The organism is Mesorhizobium sp. M2A.F.Ca.ET.043.05.1.1, assembly GCF_003952445.1.
Taxonomy (GTDB): domain Bacteria; phylum Pseudomonadota; class Alphaproteobacteria; order Rhizobiales; family Rhizobiaceae; genus Mesorhizobium.
The window spans coordinates 1,230,857-1,249,910 of sequence record NZ_CP034446.1 but is presented as its reverse complement, the minus strand read 5'-3'; the positions used below and the strand labels follow the sequence as shown (position 1 = coordinate 1,249,910).

Sequence of the window (19,054 nt, the reverse complement as noted above, 5' to 3'; positions counted from 1 at the left end):
CACATCAGGGAAGTTTTCGCTAGGTCGGGCGCATGGAAGGAATGACCAAGGCGGATGTCGACAAGCTCGATAAGGGCCTGGCCGTGCGCAGCGGCCGCGCGTTGCGTCCGCGTGATGCCGCGACCCTCATTCTGCTCGATCGCCAGGGCAAGGATGTCCTGGTGCTGATGGGCAGGCGCCACGCCAGGCATGCCTTCATGCCCGGAAAATACGTCTTTCCCGGCGGCCGCACCGATCCCGCGGACAGCCGCATTGCCGTCGGCGCGCCTCTGCGCGGCGAGGAAGAGAAAAAGCTGGTCGCCGGCCCCGGTCGCGCCAGCGCGGCGCGGGCGCGAGCAATCGCCCTGTCGGCGATTCGCGAGACCTATGAGGAAGCCGGCCTGCTGATCGGCCGCAAGGGCGCCTTCTCGACCGCGAAGCGCGACTGGCAGGGTTTCGCCGAACATGGCGTCATCCCGTCGCTGGACGTGCTACGCTTCGTCGCCCGCGCCATCACCCCGCCCAATCGCGTGCGCCGTTTCGACACGCGTTTCTTCAGCGCCTGGCGCCACGACGTTGCGGTGGAATTGCCCGGCGGCGGCCCGACCAACGAGCTGGAGGAACTCGTCTGGCTGCCGCTTGCCGATGCCCGCAAGGCCGACATCCCGGACATCACCCGCATGATACTGGAAGAACTGGAAGGTCGGCTTGCAGACGATCCCTTGCTGCGGCCGGGCGGCGCCGTGCCGTTCTTCCGGCTTGTCCGCAACCGCTTCGTCCGCGAAGTCCTTTAGAAGCAGAGCATTTTGGTCCCATGACGGTCGATACCCAACAACAGGGCGACGAACGCGTACACTGGCTGCCGATGGTCGCGGCTATCTCCTCGATCAGCGTCGTCGGCATCGCCATCGGCCTCGGCATGCCGCTGCTCAGCGTCATTCTGGAAAGCCGCGGCCACTCGGCTTCAATGATCGGCCTCAACACGGCCGTTGCCGGCCTCGCCTCGATCGCCGGCGCGCCTCTGGCCACGCCGCTTGCCATGCGGCTCGGCGTCGCCTGGACCATGCTGTTGATGATCGCCATCGGCGCGCTCGCCTTCGTCGGCTTTCACTTCGCGCCGGATTTCTGGATGTGGTTCCCGCTCCGCGTCGCCCTGCATATCTCGCTGACGGTGCTGTTCATCCTGTCGGAATTCTGGATCAGCACCTCCGCCCCGCCGAACCGCCGCGGCCTCGTGCTTGGCATCTACGCCACCGTGCTGTCGCTCGGCTTTGCCGCCGGCCCCTGGCTGTTCGCCCATCTCGGCAGCTCGGGCTTCCTGCCATTCGGCGTCACCATAGCGCTGGTGACGCTTGCCGCCATTCCGGTGTTGGCGGCCCGCAACGAGAGCCCGACAATCGTCGCCGAGAGCGAGACCAGCCATTTCCTGCGCTACATCTGGCTGGTGCCGACCGCGACCTTCGCCGTGCTTGTCTTCGGCGCGGTCGAGACCGGCGGTTTCTCGCTCTTCCCCGTCTATGGCAGCCGGATCGGCTATTCCGAGGCCGACGCTGCACTTCTGCTGACGATGATCGGGCTCGGCAACGTGCTTCTGCAGATCCCGATCGGCATGATCAGCGACCGTGTCTCGGACCGGCGCCATCTGCTTCTGGGCTGCGCCACCGTCGGCCTGATCGGCACCGTCTTCATGCCCTTCTTCGCGCAGAACTGGCATCTTATGGCCGCCCTTTTGTTTGTCTGGGGCGGCGTCGTCGCGGCCATGTACACGATCGGCCTTGCCCATCTCGGCTCGCAGCTTTCCGGCCATGAGCTGGCATCCGCCAACGCCGCCTTCGTGCTGTGCTATGGCGTCGGCATGGTGATCGGTCCGCAGGCGATCGGCATCGGCATGGACGCCTTCGGCCCCTCCGGCTTCGGTTGGTCGCTGGCGATCTTTTTCGCCGCCTACATGCTTCTGGTCCTGGTCCGGCTGGTGCGCAAGATTCTCTAATGCATGTAGCCCAGAAGTGTTCAGCGGTTCTGGGACAACGACATGCATCAAAATAAGGACCTAAAGCGCGTCGCCTGAATCTGTTTCAGCGCGACGCGCTTTAGGCGGACGCCGCCGGCATCGGACATCCTGACATCACCGTGTCAGCAGCACCCCTGCTATACCCTGCCTCTAACGCAAGGCAGGAGAATTGCGATGATCGACAGCGGCTTTGAAACCAGATCCCTCAGGATGGAACTGCTTCTGCTCGTCACATTCCAGGCGCCAGCCGCCGATGTCGAGCGCATCATGGAGGCGGTGGTGGCGATCACGCCGCGGCGCATGGGCAAATATGACAGCAACGCCTATCAGTCGGCGCAAGGCATCGAGCGCTACCGGCCGCTCGAGGGCGCCGCTGCCGGCGCTGAGAACGAACTGCGCCGGCGCCCCGGGACCGTCGAAGTGTCGTTCGAGATCGCCGACGACCAGGCGCTCGCCGCTCGTGTCGTCGAGGCGATATTCCAGGCCCATTCCTACCAGGAGCCCGTCATCCGCATCCAGCCGCTGCTCGCCAGCCGCTCCAAGGGCCTTGACGACCGCGCCAATCCCAACCGCTGGTGGAACACCACGGGCGACTGGAAAAAGAAGGGACAGCTGGTCGAGCACAACGCCTGAAGCGTGACCTCCGACGATGCCGAAATGAGGCAAGGACAGCGCCCGGGCTTGACTTTCCGGGCGCGTTCTTTATGTGTCGCGCCAAGTTTCCCGCGTCCGGGTGTTTTCCCCGTGCTCCAGCGGCCAAAACTCCACGAACATTAACGGACGAACATCATGGCCAAAGCCGCAAACATCAAGATCAAGCTTCTGTCGACCGCCGACACCGGGTTCTTCTACGTGACCAGCAAGAACAGCCGTACCAAGACCGACAAGCTCTCGTTCCGCAAGTACGATCCGGTCGCCAAGAAGCACGTCGAGTTCAAGGAAACCAAGATCAAGTAATCCGGTTTCCCGCCGTGTAAGCCAAAAGCGCCGCCCTTGAGGCGGCGTTTTTGTTTTCAGGAGGGACTGGCGGCAAGGGAACCGTCCCGCTGTTCAGCGCTGATTCCCGGTCGGTTCAAAGCATGTCTCCCGAAAGTGGGAACCGGTTTCGGGATAAAGACATGCGTAAATCAAAAACCTAAAGCGCATGGAGCGAACCTGAAAGATCGCGACGCGCTTTAGTCTTTTGAAAAAATGGGGGCCGGTCGGCGGTTGGCAGCGGTACGAGGAGGCCACTATGTGCCAGCGCCGGCCGGCCGACCCCACGGACCCAGGAGATGCGGCGGACCTGAGCATCATGGGGTATTTTTCGGATCGAGCCGGCTAGTCTACCCTCGTGCCGGCTTTGCCTTCTGTCTATGCGCCGCAGATTTGCGCAAGACCCTATAAAAATCAACCATTTCTTAACCACCGCTCGCGAATCGCTTGGGTTAAGGTAAATTCCTAACCTTGTGGGGACGGCCGCGAATCGGCGCCTTTTGCAGGCATCCCGCTGAAGCGCGAACATGCGCGAAATCTAAATCTAAAGCATAAACAGCGGGTCGGGAAGATAGCGAGGCGCTTCAAGCCGCCTTGGCGACCACCCGGTTGCGGCCGCCGCTTTTGGCTTCATAGAGCGCAAGGTCGGCGCGCTTCATCAGTGCCGCGACGCTGTCGGTTCCCTTCAGAAGCGAGGATACGCCGACGCTGACCGTCACCTCGATCGTCTTGCCGTCGTTCCCGATGGCAAAAGGCGCCTGGGCGATCTCGGCGCGGATGCGCTCGGCCACCTTCTCGGCGACCGCGCCGTCGGTGTCGGGCATAACAACGACGAACTCCTCCCCGCCGAAGCGGCAGGCGAGATCGATGCCGCGCACATTCTTGCGCAGCCGCCTGGCGAATTCCCGCAGCACGTCGTCGCCGCCGTCATGGCCATAGGTGTCGTTGATCGACTTGAAGCGGTCGAGATCGGTGATCATCACCGACAGCGGCCGCCGCCGCGCTGCGGCGCGATCGAACAGCGTCTGCAGGTGGCTGTCGAGGTAGCGCCGGTTGTGCAGCCCGGTCAGCCCGTCGATCACCGCCATCTCGATCGTCTGGGCGACGCTGGCGCGCAATTGGTCGTTGTAGCGCTTGCGCCGCACCTGTGTGCGCAGCCGCGCCATCAATTCGTGCTGGTCGATCGGCCGGATCAGGTAGTCGTTGATGCCGAGCTCCAGTCCGCGCAGGATGCGGCCCTCCTCACCCTCGTCGGCGAGCAGCATGATCGGCAGGAAGCGGGTGCGGTCGAGCGAACGCAGTTGCGAGCACAGCCTCAGCGCATCGAAGCCGGAGAAGGCGGTCGAGATCAGCACGCATTCATACGGCGTCTCCGCCGCCTGGAAGAACCCTGCATTCGGATCGGTCGCGACATCGAGCTCGGCGCTGTGGCGCAGCATCTTCTGGATGCGTTCGACCGAGGATCTGCGCTCGTCGATGAGAAGCACCTTCGGCTTGACGTCTTCGGTCGCGAAATCACGGCTCAGAAGTTCCTCGATCCCGATATTGCGCGTGGTCGATGCGCGCAGCCTGAGCTCGTCGGTCAGCGACTTCAGCCTGACGAGGCTCTTCACGCGCGTCATCAGCTGCAGGTCGTTGACCGGCTTGGTCAGGAAATCGTCCGCGCCGGCCTCGAGGCCGCGCACCCGGTCCGAGACCTGGTCGAGCGCGGTGATCATGACCACCGGTATATGCGAGGTCGCCGGATCACCCTTCAGGCGTTTGCAGACCTCGAACCCGTCCATGCCCGGCATCATCACGTCGAGCAGCACGACGTCGACCTTGCCGTTCTCGCAGGTCTCGATCGCATCAGGGCCGTTATTGGCCGTCAGCACCTCGAAATACTCGGCAAGCAGCCGAACCTCCAGCAGCCGCACATTGGCGGGGATATCGTCGACGACGAGGATCCGCGCGGTCATCTCAAAAGGCTCCGGTTCTGCTGGTCACGGGCATCAGGCATCGCCCAGATAGGATTTGATCGTCTCGATGAAGCGCGGCACCGAGATCGGCTTGGAGATATAGGCCTCGCAGCCGCCCTGGCGGATGCGCTCCTCATCGCCTTTCATCGCGAAGGCGGTGACGGCGATGACGGGGATCGAATGCAATTCGTCGTCTTCCTTCAGCCATTTGGTCACTTCCAGGCCGGAGACCTCGGGCAGCTGGATGTCCATCAAAATGAGGTCCGGCCGGTGCTGGCGCGCCAGATCCAACGCCTCCAACCCGTTGCGCGTGCGGACCGTCTCGTAACCGCTGGCTTCGATGAGGTCCCGAAAGAGCTTCATGTTGAGCTCGTTGTCCTCGACGATCATGACCTTCTTAGCCATCAATTTCCCGTCCCGACCGCCCTCGAAGTCGAAGACCGTCGTAATGCGTCTCCTCGGACCGCACCCAACCCTTTCCACCCTAGCCCAATATAATTGACGAAACGGAAACCGGAGGTTGGAAAGCTGCACCAATTCCACCTTCGGGCGTTTTGTGGGAGAGAGCGGAGGCTTGCCGCAAGCGACGCTTGCCGTTACTGCGTTAGCAGACTCAAAAATCCACCATTCCAAAGGTAATGATGGCGAACGCAGCGTCAATGCGCGAGGAAGCGGAAACCATTGCCGTCAAGGCGCTGGGCTTCGTCGCCGCCGATCCGGAACTTCTGCCCCGCTTCCTGGCGATCACCGGCATCGAGGCCAACTCGATCCGCAAGGCCGCCGCGGAGCCTGGCTTCCTTGCCGGCGTTCTGCAATTCATCCTCGCTCATGAGCCGACGCTGCTGCGCTTCGCCGAGGAGACCGGCACGCCGCCAGCCGCCGTCGGCAAGGCATTGCGCGCGCTCCCGCTCGGCAACGACGATCACGAGCGCTCGACATGAGCGACGATCCCGAGACGGCGCGGCAGATCGAGGAACTTGCCGCCGACGACCGGCCGCTGCTGGTGCTCGACGTCGACGATGTCGTGCTCGAATTCGTCCGGCCCTTTCCGCATTTCCTCAAAACACGCGGTTTCGGGCTGACGCTGAATTCCTTCCGCCTCACCGGCAACATCGCCGAAACGGCGACCGGCCGGCTGATCGAACAGCCGGAAGTGACGGCGCTGCTGGGCGAATTCTTCGACAGCCAGGCGGATTGGCAAAGCATCACCGAGGGCGCGGCGGATGCCCTGGCGATGCTTGGACGAAGCGCCGAGATCGTCCTGCTGACCGCGATGCCGCACAAGCATCGCGCCGTGCGCCGCGCCCATCTCGATGCGCTGGGACTCGACTACCCGCTGCTGACCACGGAGATGGCCAAGGGGCCGGCCATCGCGAAACTGCGGGGCTTCAAGGGTCGGCCGGTCGCCTTCGTCGACGACCAGCCCTCCAACCTCGTCTCGGCGCGCAATTCCGTGGCCGACGCCCACCTCTTCCATCTGATGGCCGACAACTCGCTGCGCGCCTTCCTGCCGCCGACGCCGGAAGACATCATCTCGGTCGAGGACTGGCGCGAAGCCGCGCCCAAGATCGCTGCCGCGCTCCGTATTTAGAGCGTTTCACCGTTTCACGGAAACGGGCGAACCACTCTATCTCCTTGTTTTTACGCAATTCCGGACGGAAAACCGCTCACACTTTTCCTGGAATTGCTCTAGCGCGAATGCTTCAGGGCTGCAGCTTAGCGCCCGCCCCGCCATTGTTGGCGCCGTCCGAATCGTCGCCTCCAGTGGAATCGTCCGTTCCGTTCGCGCCGTCATCGCCGCTCGAATTGTCGTCCTGTCCAGCGCTGTCGTCCTGGACCTCGTCCGGGCCCTTCAGCATCGCACCATTGACTGCGACAGACCCATCGGCCTTGGTTTTGATCACCCACTCCAGGCGACCGTCCGGCAACGTCTTGCCGAAGCCCTTGACGGCCAGGGCAAAGGGAAAGGCCTGCGCCATCTGCTCATCGCTCTTGGCGCCTTCTTTCAGGGCATCGACGATCTTGTCATAACCGGCGACGTCGACGGTCAAGGTCGCATCCGGTTTCTCGCCTGGAAATGTCATCTCGCCTTCCAGCGCGACCTCGATGTCGCCGTTCTTCACCGTGCTGTGCCCGATGACCACTTTGGGATTCTTGGCCTTGAAATCGGCGACCAGAGCTTTGCCGAATTCATCCGAGAGCGGTGGTTCCTTGTTGAGATCAAAGGCTTCGATCGCCTTCTTCGCCATCGTATCGAGATCGATATTGGCGCCGCCGAAGTTGAGGTCGATGTCGGTTGGCAGCAAGGGGGTGGTCCATTCGGGCAGGGTCTGATGCGGTATCGTCAGCCCCGAGGCCTTGATCGTGTAATCGACCTTGCCGTTCTGGGAGACGCCGTCCATGCCGAATGCGGTGCTGAATTGCTTCGCCCCGAACTTGCCGACAGGGCTCTCCACCTCGAAATCCTTGAACCCGTAATTTCCGTCGATCCTTTGCCAGATCGGCAGCGCGGCCAGCATCAGCGATTTGAGCTCTGCCTGGTTCGCCTTGAGTTTGGCTTCGTCCTCATTCGCCACGGCAAAGGCAAGCAGGTCGAGCAGCGGCTTGGTCCGCACGCCCTTGCCGGTTGCGTCAACGGAAAGTTCCGGCGTTTTCAAGGTGAGCGGAAAATTCATCCCGTTGTCGGGATCGTTGACCTTGATGGTCTCGACGAAGTCCGAGACCTTTTGAGTCGCCGTGAAGTCTACGCCGCCACTGGCGGATTTGGTCGCGACAACGGTGGCGGTGCCGGCGCCCGTCGAGGCCTCGGCCTGCTGCTTGGTGTCCCGGGAGGTCATGGTCATCCCGGCCAAGGAGCTGGTTGCATTGGTGAAGGCCGCAAGGGCCGGATCGTAGACGCTGGTCAGCTTGCCTTCCTTGATCGTGAATTCCATGCTCTGGCGGCCTTCCGGCCCATCGAACTCGAATGACGCGCCCTGCGAGAAATCCGAGGAGACGTCCCACGACCCGTCGCTGCGCGGCTTCACCATCAGCGCGTACGGGGCCATGTCGAACTTCAGGAGCTTCTGTTCCGGCACCGCATTGACGAGTGCTTTGATGTCGAGCGCGATCTTGTAGGCGTCGTCCTCCACCGAAACCTTGAGCACGCCCTTGTCGAACGCCTGCTTGCCGAAATAGCGCGCCAGATCGTCGGAAAGCTGCTTTGCGCCCTGGCTGTCCACGGTCTGGGCAAAAGCGGGCGCGCTGAGCGCGAGGGCAAAGGCAAGTGGCAAAATACGCTTCACGTCGGTTCTCCGTGCTGTCGGAAGACGAAACAATGGTGCTTCTGGTAGGCAAGAAGCGTTACAGCCGCAAGACGCCGACTGTAGGCCAAAAGCGCATCCGGCTAAAGCACCAGCCGCATCAGCGGCCGGCCGGGCTTGCGCTCCACGAGCCTTTCGAAGCCGGCCTTCTCGAACACCCGCGACGAGCCGACGAAAAGCCCGATCGAGCGCGAATCGCGCGACAGGTCGATCGGGCAGGCTTCCAGCAGCCTCGCCCCATTCTCGCGCGCAAAGGCGATGCCGCCCGCAACGAGCCTATGCGAGACGCCGCGGCCCCTCGCTTTGACGCGGATGAAGAAGCAGGAGATCGCCCAGACGGCCGGATCGCCGGCATCGGCCGGATCGATCGGGGCCGAGCCCCTGCCCTGATTGTTCCACTCGGGCACGTCGGCGCGCGGGCCGACCTGCATCCAGCCGACGGCCTTGCCGTCTTCGAACGCCAGGAGCCCCGGCGGCGGACCCGCCTCGATGCGCGCCTTGATGAGATCCTTGTTGCGCTCCTTGTCGCTGGCGCGGCGCTCCGCCGGCGCCAGCCGGAAATGCGTGCACCAGCAGCCGTAACAGGCGCCCTGCTTGCCGAAGAGGTCCTCGAAATCGGCCCAGCGCTCGGGGGTCAGCGGTGCTATGGTCATGCTCATGCGTTCTCCCCAGGCCAAGCTTGTTGCCAGCCCTGCGCTGTCGTACCATTGCGTTTGTTCTCTTTATGTTCGCAGCGATGGCGACTCCTGTCAACAATCCCGAACGCGGTTTTTGCCGTGACTGCCTGGCGCTCCAGCGCTCGGAGACGCGTCGCTGCGATCGCTGCGGCAGTCCGCGCCTTGTCCGGCACACGGAGCTCTACCGGCTCAAGATCGCCCATATCGATTGCGACGCCTTCTACGCGGCGATCGAAAAGCGCGACAATCCGGCGCTGAAGGACAAGCCGGTCATCGTCGGCGGCGGCCGTCGCGGCGTCGTCTCCACCGCCTGCTACATCGCACGCATCCAGGGCGTTCGCTCGGCCATGCCAATGTTCAAGGCGCTGGAACTCTGCCCGGAAGCGGTGGTGATTCCGCCCAACATGGAGAAATATGTCGGCGTCGGCCGTCAGGTCCGCGCGTTGATGCTGGCGTTGACGCCGCAGGTCGAGCCGCTATCGATCGACGAGGCGTTTCTCGACCTCGCCGGCACCGAGCGTCTGCACGGCATGCCGCCGGCGCTGGTGCTGGCGCGCTTCGCGCAAACGGTGGAAAAGGAACTCGGCATCACCGTCTCGGCGGGCCTTTCCTACTGCAAGTTCCTGGCCAAGATCGCCTCGGATTTCCGCAAGCCGCGCGGCTTTTCGGTGATCGGCGAAGCGGAGGCGCCGAGCTTCCTCGCCGCGCAGCCGGTGACGCTGATCTGGGGCGTCGGCAAGGCTTTGGCCGCGACGCTGGAGCGCGACGGCATCCGCATGATCGCGCAATTGCAGCGCATGGAGCGCGGCGACCTGATGCGCCGCTATGGCGTCATGGGCGACCGGCTCTACCGGCTCTCGCGCGGCGAGGACGACCGCCTGGTCGACCCCGGCGGCGACGCCAAGAGCGTGTCGGCCGAAACCACTTTCGACAATGACATCGGCGCCCTGTCGGAACTGGTGCCGGTGCTGCGCGGCCTGTCGGAAAAGGTCTCGGCGCGGCTGAAGAAATCCGGCATTGCGGGGCGCACCGTGGTGCTGAAGCTGAAGACACAGGATTTCAAGACCCGCACCCGCAACCGCCAGCTCGGCGATCCGACGCGCCTTGCCGACCGCATCTTCCAGACCGGCCTCGACCTGTTGCGACGCGAAGCCGACGGCACGAAGTTCCGCCTGCTCGGCATCGGCGTCAGCGATCTTTCCAATGACGACAAGGCCGACCCGCCCGACCTGGTCGACCTGCAATCGCGCAAGCGCGCGCTGGCCGAAGGCGCGATGGACACGTTGCGCGACAAGTTCGGCAGGAAGGCCGTCGAAACTGGCTATACATTCGGCAAGGGCCGTGCCGCCAACCCGCCCGAGCCGTTGGAGGATTGAGGTTTAAAGAGCAATTCCGGGAAAAGTGTGAGCGGTTAGGCTCGGCGACTTCGCCGTAGCCATCCGTCCGAGATTGCGTCAAAGCAAATGTCAGTTGCGCTTCAGGTCGATCCGGCTGGTCACCACCATCTTGCCGGTGGCGGGATCCATGTCGGTCACCGTCATGCGCATATTGTCCGGCCCGGTCTTCTCGACCGTCAGCTCCGCGTCGCGGTCGCCATTGACGACTTTCGCCCAATGGATGTCGAGGTCGATCGCATCGCCCTTGCGGCTTCCGTTGAGCCCGGCGGGTCCGCTGCGCGAGCCGATATAGGTGCCAGTGTAGCTCGCTCCGCTGACCTTCAGGTCGGCGCGGATTTCGCGCGACATGATCAGCAGTGCGCGGCAGGTGCCATCAAGCGACAGCGAGTCCGCCGTCGCGTCCGAGGTGAAGGTGCAGTTAATGTTCATCACCGGCGTGTTCGTCCTGATCCTGACCGTTCCCTTGCCGGAAAACTCACCCTGCAGCGAACGCAGGAAGGCCGCCTCGTCGGCATGCGCGCCGGTCGCGCAGAAAAGACAGGCGGCGGCCAGCCAAGCAGCGGTCGATTTCATCAAGGTGTTCCCCTCTCGCGATCACTAGTAGAATTCCAGGAAAAGTACGAAACGGTTCGGCCGGCGCCTGCCGACGGAAGGCGTGGGCTTAACGGATGCCCAGGCGTCAGGTTCCGCCGCGGCGATGACTGTTTTTTGACACGAATCCCTGGCCCAGTGGAATGACGCCGCTAACGGTTGCAGGCCAGGCCCGGGCTTGCGAGATAGAGGCCCAAATGGCACCCGCTCCCTCGATCCCCAAAGCCGCATTCTGGATGGCGCTGTCAATCGCCTCCTTCCTGGCGATGACCGTCGCTGGCCGCGCCACGACCAGCGATCTCAACGTCTTCCAGGTGCTGGAGCTGCGCTCGGTGATCGGTTTCTTCATCCTGCTGCCGCTGGTGATAACAAGCGGCGGCTTCCCGGCGATGCTCACGAAACGCCCGTTCACGCATATCGCCCGCAATGTCATCCACTATACCGGCCAGGCGGCGTGGCTCTATGCGCTGACGCTGATACCGCTCGCCGTGCTGATTTCCATTGAATTCACCACACCGATCTGGACCGCGGTTTTCGCAGTCGGTTTTCTTGGCGAACGGCTCTCCAGGCCTAGGCTGACGGCTATCGTGCTCGGCCTGATCGGGGTGATCATCATCGCGCGTCCAGGCGTCAGCTCGGTCAACCCGGGGCAGCTCATCGTGCTGGGCGCCGCGGTCTGCTTCGGTTGTTCGGTGGTCATGGTGAAATCGCTGACGAGGACAGACAGCGTCGTGCGCATTATCTTCTGGATGCTGATCATCCAGTCGGTGCTCGGCCTGCTGCCCGCGCTCTACGAGTGGCGCAACCCGCCGCTTGCGCTTTGGCCATGGATCGTGGTGATTGCTTTCACAGGCATGTCGTCCCACTTCTGCATGGCGCGCGCGCTGGCCTATGCGGACGCCACCCTCATCTCGCCGATGGATTTCCTGCGCGTACCGCTGTCGGCGTTTGTCGGCTGGCTACTCTATCACGAACAGATCGACATCTTCACCGCCGGCGGCGCGGCGCTGATTCTGGCCGGCAACCTGCTCAATTTGCAGAAGAAGACGCCGCAAGTGGCGGAGGCTGAGGCGGCAACGCCCTGAGCTAAACCAGCTCTACTTCCACCACACCCGGCACCGCCCGCATTGCCGACGCCACTTGCGGTGAAATGCGGTAACGATTGGGCAGCTCGATCTCGACCTCGCCCTGGCCGGCTTCCTTGATCAGCACGAAGCTCACCTGCCCTTCGCCCTTGACCGAAAGCTGGTTGGCCAGCGTGCCGAGTGGTGCCGCGTCGCGCACGAAGATGCGCAGCGCCTTCTGGATGCGGCTCGCCTCATCCTCCAGCGACTGCACGGTCTGGATGCGCAGATTGATGCCTTCCGGCCGGTCCTCCGCCGAAACGGTGATCACCACCGAGCGGCCGGGCTCCAGCATGTCGCGATACTGCGCCAGCCCTTCGGAAAACAGCACCGCCTCATATTGGCCGGTCGTGTCGGAGAACTGCACGACGCCCATCTTGTTGCCGGTGCGGGTCTTGCGCTCCTGTTTGGTGGTGACGGTGCCGGCAAGCCGCCCGGCGGCCGCGCCCCGTTTGACCGCGGCCGAGAATTCCGCCCAGTTCTGCACCCGCATCTTCTGAAGCGCGGCCTTGTACTCGTCGAGCGGATGCGCGGAGAGGTAGAAGCCGACCACCTGGAACTCGCGGTGCAGCCGGTCGGCCGCCAGCCAAGGATCGGTCGCCGGCAGGTTGAGCGCCTGCGACTGGCTGCCAAGCGACGCGCCAAAGATGTCGGCTTGGCCGGAGATGGCGTTCTGCTGCGCCAGCGAAGCCAAGCCCATCATCCGCTCGACTCCGGCCATCATCTGGGCGCGGTCATGGCCGAAGCAATCCAGCGCGCCGGCCATGATCAGGCTTTCGAAGACGCGCTTGCCGACGATCTTCGGATCGACTCGCTCGCAGAAATCGGCAAGGTTCTTGAACGGCTTCTCGCCGCGCACAGCGACGATATGCTCGACCGCCGCGTCGCCGACGCCCTTCAGCGCCGCCAGTGAATAGAAGATCTTGTTTTCACCCACTTCGAACGGGCGGAAGCTGGTCATCACCGACGGCGCCACCACCTCGATGCCAAGCCGCATGGCGTCCTGGCGGAAGTCGGCCAGCTTGTCTGTATTGCTCATGTCGAGCGTCATCGACGCCGCCAGGAACTCGACCGGGTAATGCGCCTTGAGATAGGCGGTCTGATAGGAAACCACGGCATAAGCCGCCGCGTGCGACTTGTTGAACCCGTAGTCGGCGAACTTCGCCAGCAGATCGAAGATGAAGTCGGCCTGCGGCTTGGAGACGCCGCGCTCGACCGCGCCGGACACGAAGCGCTCGCGCTGCTTGTCCATCTCGGCGCGGATCTTCTTGCCCATGGCGCGGCGCAAGAGGTCGGCTTCGCCGAGAGAATAGCCGGACAGCTCCTGCGCGATCTGCATCACCTGTTCCTGGTAGACGATGACGCCTTGCGTCTCCTTCACCAGATGGTCGATCTTGGGATGGATCGAGGCCATCTCCTCTTCGCCATGCTTTCTGGCGTTGTAGGTCGGGATGTTCTCCATCGGACCGGGGCGGTAGAGCGCCACCAGCGCGATGATGTCCTCGATGCAGTCCGGCCGCATGCCGATCAGCGCCTTGCGCATGCCGGCACTTTCAACCTGGAACACGCCGACCACCTCGCCGCGCGACAGCATCGAATAAGTCTCTTTGTCGTCGAGCGGAATGCGCGCAAGGTCGATATCGACGCCGCGCCGGCGGATGAGCTTCACCGCCGTTTCCAGCACGGTCAGCGTCTTCAGACCGAGGAAGTCGAACTTCACCAGCCCGGCCTGCTCGACATATTTCATGTTGAACTGGGTGACCGGCATGTCCGAGCGCGGATCGCGGTACATCGGCACCAGCTCGGACAACGGCCGGTCGCCGATGACGATGCCGGCGGCATGCGTCGAGGCATGGCGATAAAGGCCTTCGAGCTTCTGCGCCGTGTCGAGCAGCGTCTGTACGATCGGCTCCTTTTCCGCCTCCTCGGCGAAGCGCGGCTCGTTGGCGATGGCGTCCGCCAGCTTGACCGGATTGGCCGGGTTCTGCGGCACCATCTTAGAAAGCTTGTCGACCTGGCCGTATGGCATCTGCAGCACGCGGCCGACGTCGCGCAGCACGGCGCGCGCCTGCAACGTTCCGAAGGTGATGATCTGGCCGACCTGGTCGCGGCCATATTTCTGCTGGACGTAGCGGATGACCTCCTCGCGCCGGTCCTGGCAGAAATCGATGTCGAAGTCCGGCATCGAGACGCGGTCCGGGTTGAGGAAGCGCTCGAACAGCAGCGAGAAGCGCAGCGGGTCGATGTCGGTGATGGTGGTCGAGTAAGCGACCAGCGAACCGGCGCCCGAACCGCGCCCCGGGCCGACGGGAATGCCTTGCGACTTGGCCCATTTGATGAAGTCGGCGACGATCAGGAAATAGCCCGGAAACTTCATCTTCTCGATGATGCCGAGCTCGAATTCGAGCCGTTCGCGATATTGCTCGACCGTGTAGCCCGGCGTCGGCCCGTGCGCGGCAAGCCGTGCCTCCAGCCCCTCGCGCGCCTGGCGCGCAAGCTCGGCGGCCTCGGCTTTCTCGGCGGCGTCCTTGTCGGCTGCATCGGCGCCGGTGAAGCGCGGCAGGATCGGGCTGCGGTTCTTCGGATAGTAGGAGCAGCGCATGGCGATCTCGACGGTGTTGTCGATTGCCTCCGGCAGGTCCGAGAACAGCCGCGCCATATCGGCCTGGCTGCGCAGGAAATTGTCCGGCGAAAGCCGCCGGCGATTGTCCGCCGCGACCACCGATCCCTCGGCGATGGCGATCAGCGCGTCATGCGCCTCGTAGTCCTCGCGCTTGGAGAAGAACGCCTCGTTGGTGGCGACCAGCGGCAGGTCGTGCGTGTAGGCCAGGTCGACCGTCGATTTTTCGACCATGCGGTCGTAGCCGGCGACCCGCTCCAGCTCGACATAGAGCCTGTCGCCGAACAGGCCCTTGAGGAACAGCAGCCGCTGCTCGGCAAGGTCGCGCCGGTCCGCTTTGAGCGCGCTGCCGATCGGCCCGCGCGGGCCGCCGGTCAGGCAGATCAGCCCATCGGACCGGCCTTCCAGCATGGCGCTGGTCAGGTGCACCGGCTCGCCGGGCGGCGTCTCCAGATAAACCTTGCTGATCAGCCGCACGAGATTGGCATAGCCAGCCTCGCTGGCGGCGATCAGCACGACAGGCGACATCTCCGGCCCATGCCGGCGGCGGTCGCGCTGGCCGTCGCTCGCCTCTCCGGAAAAGGCGAGATCGACCTGGCAGCCGATGATCGGCTGCACGCCGTCCTTGACCGCCTTCTGCGCGAATTCCAGCGCGCCGAACAAATTGTTGGTGTCGGTGACCGCGATCGCCGGCGCCTCGTCCTTGACCGCATGGCCGACGATCGCGCCAAGCTGAAGCGCGCCTTCGAGCAGCGAATAGGCCGAGTGCACCCGCAAATGGATGAAGGTCCGCACAGGCGCTTCCGGCCGCGCGGCCTTCACGGCTGCTTCGCGCTGCAACGGGTCGCGTGGAAGTCGTCCATCCGCCATGTTTTTTCGCGTTGTCCCAAAGACTCAATCTGTTGAGATGTATTGTCCCGGACGCGGCCATACCAGTCCAGCACAAATGACCTACAGGGCACAGGCTTACGGCCGGCTACCGCCTCTTCTCAGGCGAACTCCATGATCACCGCATCGACCGCCAGGCTGTCGCCTGGCTTGGCGTTGAGCTTGGCTATTGTGAGGTCGCGTTCGGCGCGCAGCACATTTTCCATCTTCATGGCCTCGACCACGGCCAGCGTCTCGCCGGCCTTGACCTCTTGGCCCTCGGCCACCGCGATCGAGACGACGAGGCCAGGCATCGGGCAGAGCAGCATCTTCGAGGTGTCCGGCGGCAGTTTCTCCGGCATCAGCCTTTCCAGCTCAGCAGTGCGTGGCAGCATGGCGCGCGCCGTCACCGACATGCCTTTCCAGGCGATGCGCAAACCGTTCAGCACGGGCCGGACCTGCGCCGCGATCCGGCTGCCGCCGACCGTGCCATGCCAGATCGCATCACCTGGACGACAGTCGGAGGCTACGGTCAGCGGCTTGCCGCCGTCGATCGACAGATCGACCTCCATCGGGATCGAGACCATGCCGTCGACGATCTCCACCGGAAGATAGTCCGCGCCGATCTTCACCACCCAGTCGCGCTTGAGATGGCCGGAATGCGGCGCCAGGCGGCCGCTCAGCCGATCGAGCCGGTCGCGGCGCAAAAGTTCGATGGCTGTTGCGACGGCGGCGAAAACCGCCCTCTGCTCGCCATCCGGTGCGACCGGCGAAAAACCGTCCGGATATTCCTCGGCGATGAAGCCAGTCGACAGCCGTCCCTCGCGCCAGCGCGGATGCTGCATCAGCGCCGAAAGGAACGGAATGTTGTGTTCGATGCCGTCGACGACGAAGCTGTCGAGCGCCTCCGACATGGCGTCGATCGCCTCCACCCTTGTCGGCGCCCAGGTGCAGAGCTTCGCCACCATCGGGTCATAGAACATCGAGATTTCCGAGCCTTCCGTCACGCCGGTGTCGTTGCGGATGACGATGTCGCCTAATATGCCCTCCTCCGGCGGCCTGTAGCGGGTCAGCCGGCCGATCGACGGCAGGAAGTTGCGGAAAGGATCCTCGGCATAGAGGCGGCTTTCCACCGCCCAGCCGTTGAGCTTCACGTCGCTCTGCTTGATGCCGAGCTTCTCCCCGGCGGCGACGCGGATCATCTGCTCGACCAGATCGATGCCGGTGACCAGTTCGGTCACTGGGTGCTCGACCTGCAATCGCGTGTTCATTTCAAGGAAATAGAAGTTCTTGTCCTTGTCGACGATGAACTCGACGGTGCCGGCGCTCTGATAGTCGACGGCTTTCGCCAGCGCCACCGCCTGCTCGCCCATCGCCTTTCGGGTCTTGGCGTCGAGGAATGGCGAAGGCGCCTCTTCGACCACCTTCTGGTTGCGGCGCTGGATCGAGCACTCGCGCTCGCCGAGATAGAGCGCCGTGCCATGCGCGTCGGCCAGCACCTGGATCTCGATATGGCGCGGATCGACGACGAATTTCTCGATGAAGACGCGGTCGTCGCCGAAGGAGCTTTTCGCCTCCGAACGCGCCCGGTCGAAGCCGTCGCGCACCTCCGCCTCGCTCCAGGCGATGCGCATGCCCTTGCCGCCGCCGCCGGCCGAAGCCTTGATCATGACCGGATAACCGATCTCTCCGGCGATCCGCTCGGCATGGTCGGCATCTTCGATGACGCCCAGCCAACCCGGCACGGTCGAGACCTTGGCTTCGCTGGCGAACTTCTTCGATTCGATCTTGTCGCCCATCGCCCTGATGGCCTTGGGCTTCGGTCCGATAAAGACGATGCCTTCCTTCTCCAGCGCCTCGCAAAATGAGGCGCGCTCCGACAGGAAGCCGTAGCCCGGATGGACGGCCTCGGCGCCGGTTTCCTTGCAGGCGGCGATGATCTTCTCCGGCAGGAGATAGCTCTGCGCGGCGGGCGGTGGGCCGATATGCACGGCCTCGTCGGCCATTTCGACATGCACGGCATCGCGATCGGCATCCGAATAGACCGCGACGGTGGCAATGCCCATCTTGCGCGCCGTCTTGATGACGCGACAGGCGATCTCGCCGCGATTGGCGATCAGGATCTTCTTGAACATTCGGATGTCGTTCCTCCGGCGAAGCGGATCAGTTCTATGGATAATTCCGGCGCGCCTCAAGTGCCCACGGGCAGGCTCCCAGGGCTGGCACCGATTGCAGAAACCGCGCCGAAAAACGTCGCAAGAGACGTTGGCCGTCCGCACGGAACTCGCTAATGTTACCCCAACACTAAATGATGGCAGGCTGGCATTCGCCACGGGCAGCCCGCCGTTAGCTAAAACTTACAGATCGCCTGGGAGGAGTGCCTCATGAAAACGCGTGCCGCCGTTGCCGTCGCTGCCGGAAAGCCGCTGGAGATCATGGAGGTGGACCTCGAAGGCCCGCGCGAGGGTGAGGTTCTGGTCGAGGTCAAGGCGACCGGCATCTGCCACACCGACGAGTTCACGCTGTCGGGCGCCGATCCGGAAGGCATCTTTCCGGCGATCCTGGGCCATGAGGGCGCCGGCATCGTCGTCGATGTCGGCAAGGGCGTGACCTCGGTCAAGAAGGGCGACCATGTCATCCCGCTCTACACGCCCGAATGCCGCCAGTGCCCGTCCTGTCTGTCGCGCAAGACCAATCTGTGCACCGCCATCCGCGCCACGCAGGGCCAGGGGTTGATGCCCGACGGCACCTCGCGCTTCTCGCTCGGCGGCGAAAAACTGTTCCATTACATGGGCTGCTCGACATTCTCCAACTTCACCGTGCTGCCGGAGATCGCGGTCGCCAAGGTCAATCCGGACGCTCCCTTCGACAAGATCTGCTATATCGGCTGCGGGGTCACCACCGGCATTGGCGCTGTCATCAACACGGCCAAGGTCGAGCAAGGGGCGACGGCCGTCGTCTTCGGCCTCGGCGGCATCGGCCTCAACGTTATCCAGGGGCTTCGCCTTGCCGGCGCCGACATGATCATCGGCGTCGATGTCAACAACGACAAGAAGGCCTGGGGCGAGAAGTTCGGCATGACGCATTTCGTCAATCCGAAGGAGATCGACGGCGACATCGTGCCTTACCTGGTCAACATGACCAAGCGCGGCGCCGACCAGATCGGCGGCGCCGACTACACATTCGACTGCACCGGCAACACCAAGGTGATGCGCCAGGCGCTGGAGGCCTCGCATCGCGGCTGGGGCAAGTCGGTCATCATCGGCGTCGCCGGCGCCGGCCAGGAGATCTCGACGCGCCCCTTCCAGCTGGTCACCGGCCGCACCTGGATGGGCACCGCTTTCGGCGGCGCGCGCGGCCGCACCGATGTGCCCAGGATCGTCGACTGGTACATGGAAAAGAAGATTGAGATCGATCCGATGATCACCCACACGCTGAAGCTCGAGGACATCAACAAGGGTTTCGACCTCATGCATGAGGGCAAGTCGATCCGGAGCGTCGTGGTTTACTGAAGCAATGCCACCAGGCCGCAGGCCGGAACGCCGGCGACCTC

16 protein-coding genes are annotated in these 19,054 nt (G+C 63.7%); 9 read left to right on the top strand and 7 right to left on the bottom strand.

All coding sequences use genetic code 11. The annotated features are described in order from the left end of the window. Positions 1-32 precede the first annotated feature (32 nt). From EJ069_RS05915 to rpmG, 4 genes are all read left to right on the top strand, one after another. Complete coding sequence (locus EJ069_RS05915) at positions 33-773, top strand: NUDIX hydrolase (RefSeq protein ID WP_126060508.1); 741 nt, start codon at positions 33-35, stop codon at positions 771-773. Positions 774-793: 20 nt separating this feature from the next. After that, positions 794-1,969 carry an MFS transporter gene (locus tag EJ069_RS05910; protein ID WP_126060507.1) on the top strand — a complete coding sequence of 392 codons (1,176 nt, stop codon included), beginning with the start codon at positions 794-796 and terminating at the stop codon, positions 1,967-1,969. Positions 1,970-2,164: 195 nt separating this feature from the next. Next, entirely contained in the window at positions 2,165-2,623 is a 459-nt protein-coding gene (locus EJ069_RS05905; protein ID WP_126060506.1) for a hypothetical protein, read from the top strand. Positions 2,624-2,779: 156 nt separating this feature from the next. Beyond that, a complete protein-coding gene (gene rpmG / locus EJ069_RS05900; RefSeq protein ID WP_006201775.1) occupies positions 2,780-2,947 on the top strand; it encodes a 50S ribosomal protein L33 in 168 nt (55 codons plus the stop codon). Between the two features lie 602 nt (positions 2,948-3,549). Here the strand turns inward: rpmG and EJ069_RS05890 are convergent. Then, positions 3,550-4,923, bottom strand: coding sequence for a PleD family two-component system response regulator (locus EJ069_RS05890; RefSeq protein WP_126060505.1), 1,374 nt, complete (start codon positions 4,921-4,923; stop codon positions 3,550-3,552). A 33-nt stretch (positions 4,924-4,956) separates the two neighbouring features. Beyond that, a complete protein-coding gene (locus tag EJ069_RS05885) occupies positions 4,957-5,328 on the bottom strand; it encodes a response regulator (protein WP_027166515.1) in 372 nt (123 codons plus the stop codon). Between the two features lie 236 nt (positions 5,329-5,564). Between EJ069_RS05885 and EJ069_RS05880 the strand changes: the two genes are divergently transcribed. Both EJ069_RS05880 and EJ069_RS05875 read left to right on the top strand, forming a co-directional pair. After that, complete coding sequence (locus EJ069_RS05880; protein ID WP_112127631.1) at positions 5,565-5,864, top strand: DUF3572 domain-containing protein; 300 nt, start codon at positions 5,565-5,567, stop codon at positions 5,862-5,864. After that, positions 5,861-6,514 carry a hypothetical protein gene (locus EJ069_RS05875; RefSeq protein WP_126060504.1) on the top strand — a complete coding sequence of 218 codons (654 nt, stop codon included), beginning with the start codon at positions 5,861-5,863 and terminating at the stop codon, positions 6,512-6,514. The genes EJ069_RS05880 and EJ069_RS05875 overlap by 4 nt, the downstream gene beginning before the upstream one ends. A 112-nt stretch (positions 6,515-6,626) precedes the next feature. Here the strand turns inward: EJ069_RS05875 and EJ069_RS05870 are convergent, their stop codons facing one another. Both EJ069_RS05870 and EJ069_RS05865 read right to left on the bottom strand, forming a co-directional pair. After that, the gene (locus EJ069_RS05870; RefSeq protein ID WP_126060503.1) at positions 6,627-8,207 is read right to left on the bottom strand and encodes a hypothetical protein; all 1,581 of its coding nucleotides are present in this window, start codon (positions 8,205-8,207) and stop codon (positions 6,627-6,629) included. 101 nt (positions 8,208-8,308) lie between these two features. Further along, positions 8,309-8,884 carry a GNAT family N-acetyltransferase gene (locus EJ069_RS05865; RefSeq protein WP_126060502.1) on the bottom strand — a complete coding sequence of 192 codons (576 nt, stop codon included), beginning with the start codon at positions 8,882-8,884 and terminating at the stop codon, positions 8,309-8,311. A gap of 65 nt (positions 8,885-8,949) precedes the next feature. Here EJ069_RS05865 and EJ069_RS05860 point away from each other — a divergent pair, with 65 nt between their 5' ends. Further along, positions 8,950-10,278: a DNA polymerase IV gene (locus EJ069_RS05860; protein ID WP_126060501.1), complete on the top strand. Its 1,329-nt coding sequence runs from the start codon at positions 8,950-8,952 to the stop codon at positions 10,276-10,278. A gap of 90 nt (positions 10,279-10,368) precedes the next feature. On the opposite strand, the gene EJ069_RS05855 is transcribed toward EJ069_RS05860, so the two are convergent. Beyond that, positions 10,369-10,872: a hypothetical protein gene (locus EJ069_RS05855; RefSeq protein WP_126060500.1), complete on the bottom strand. Its 504-nt coding sequence runs from the start codon at positions 10,870-10,872 to the stop codon at positions 10,369-10,371. A 215-nt stretch (positions 10,873-11,087) separates the two neighbouring features. On the opposite strand from EJ069_RS05855, the gene EJ069_RS05850 reads away from it, so the two are divergent. After that, positions 11,088-11,975 carry a DMT family transporter gene (locus tag EJ069_RS05850; protein ID WP_126060499.1) on the top strand — a complete coding sequence of 296 codons (888 nt, stop codon included), beginning with the start codon at positions 11,088-11,090 and terminating at the stop codon, positions 11,973-11,975. 1 nt (position 11,976) lies between these two features. Here the strand turns inward: EJ069_RS05850 and dnaE are convergent, their stop codons facing one another. Then, on the bottom strand, positions 11,977-15,504 hold the full coding sequence (gene dnaE / locus EJ069_RS05845) for a DNA polymerase III subunit alpha (RefSeq protein ID WP_126060498.1): 3,528 nt from the start codon (positions 15,502-15,504) through the stop codon (positions 11,977-11,979). A 119-nt stretch (positions 15,505-15,623) separates the two neighbouring features. Then, positions 15,624-17,636, bottom strand: a complete 2,013-nt coding sequence (locus tag EJ069_RS05840; RefSeq protein WP_126060497.1) for an acetyl/propionyl/methylcrotonyl-CoA carboxylase subunit alpha — start codon at positions 17,634-17,636, stop codon at positions 15,624-15,626. A 249-nt stretch (positions 17,637-17,885) separates the two neighbouring features. Here EJ069_RS05840 and EJ069_RS05835 point away from each other — a divergent pair, with 249 nt between their 5' ends. Further along, entirely contained in the window at positions 17,886-19,013 is a 1,128-nt protein-coding gene (locus tag EJ069_RS05835; RefSeq protein ID WP_126060496.1) for an S-(hydroxymethyl)glutathione dehydrogenase/class III alcohol dehydrogenase, read from the top strand. Positions 19,014-19,054 lie beyond the last annotated feature (41 nt).

Coding starts and splice junctions, on each gene's coding strand:
- rpmG (WP_006201775.1), top strand. CDS start 2,780: ATGGCCAAAGCCGCAAACATCAAGATCAAGCTTCTGTCGACCGCCGAC.
- EJ069_RS05885 (WP_027166515.1), bottom strand. CDS start 5,328: ATGGCTAAGAAGGTCATGATCGTCGAGGACAACGAGCTCAACATGAAG.
- EJ069_RS05840 (WP_126060497.1), bottom strand. CDS start 17,636: ATGTTCAAGAAGATCCTGATCGCCAATCGCGGCGAGATCGCCTGTCGC.
- EJ069_RS05910 (WP_126060507.1), top strand. CDS start 794: ATGACGGTCGATACCCAACAACAGGGCGACGAACGCGTACACTGGCTG.
- EJ069_RS05905 (WP_126060506.1), top strand. CDS start 2,165: ATGATCGACAGCGGCTTTGAAACCAGATCCCTCAGGATGGAACTGCTT.
- EJ069_RS05875 (WP_126060504.1), top strand. CDS start 5,861: ATGAGCGACGATCCCGAGACGGCGCGGCAGATCGAGGAACTTGCCGCC.
- EJ069_RS05865 (WP_126060502.1), bottom strand. CDS start 8,884: ATGAGCATGACCATAGCACCGCTGACCCCCGAGCGCTGGGCCGATTTC.
- EJ069_RS05890 (WP_126060505.1), bottom strand. CDS start 4,923: ATGACCGCGCGGATCCTCGTCGTCGACGATATCCCCGCCAATGTGCGG.
- dnaE (WP_126060498.1), bottom strand. CDS start 15,504: ATGGCGGATGGACGACTTCCACGCGACCCGTTGCAGCGCGAAGCAGCC.
- EJ069_RS05880 (WP_112127631.1), top strand. CDS start 5,565: ATGGCGAACGCAGCGTCAATGCGCGAGGAAGCGGAAACCATTGCCGTC.
- EJ069_RS05835 (WP_126060496.1), top strand. CDS start 17,886: ATGAAAACGCGTGCCGCCGTTGCCGTCGCTGCCGGAAAGCCGCTGGAG.
- EJ069_RS05860 (WP_126060501.1), top strand. CDS start 8,950: ATGTTCGCAGCGATGGCGACTCCTGTCAACAATCCCGAACGCGGTTTT.
- EJ069_RS05855 (WP_126060500.1), bottom strand. CDS start 10,872: ATGAAATCGACCGCTGCTTGGCTGGCCGCCGCCTGTCTTTTCTGCGCG.
- EJ069_RS05850 (WP_126060499.1), top strand. CDS start 11,088: ATGGCACCCGCTCCCTCGATCCCCAAAGCCGCATTCTGGATGGCGCTG.
- EJ069_RS05915 (WP_126060508.1), top strand. CDS start 33: ATGGAAGGAATGACCAAGGCGGATGTCGACAAGCTCGATAAGGGCCTG.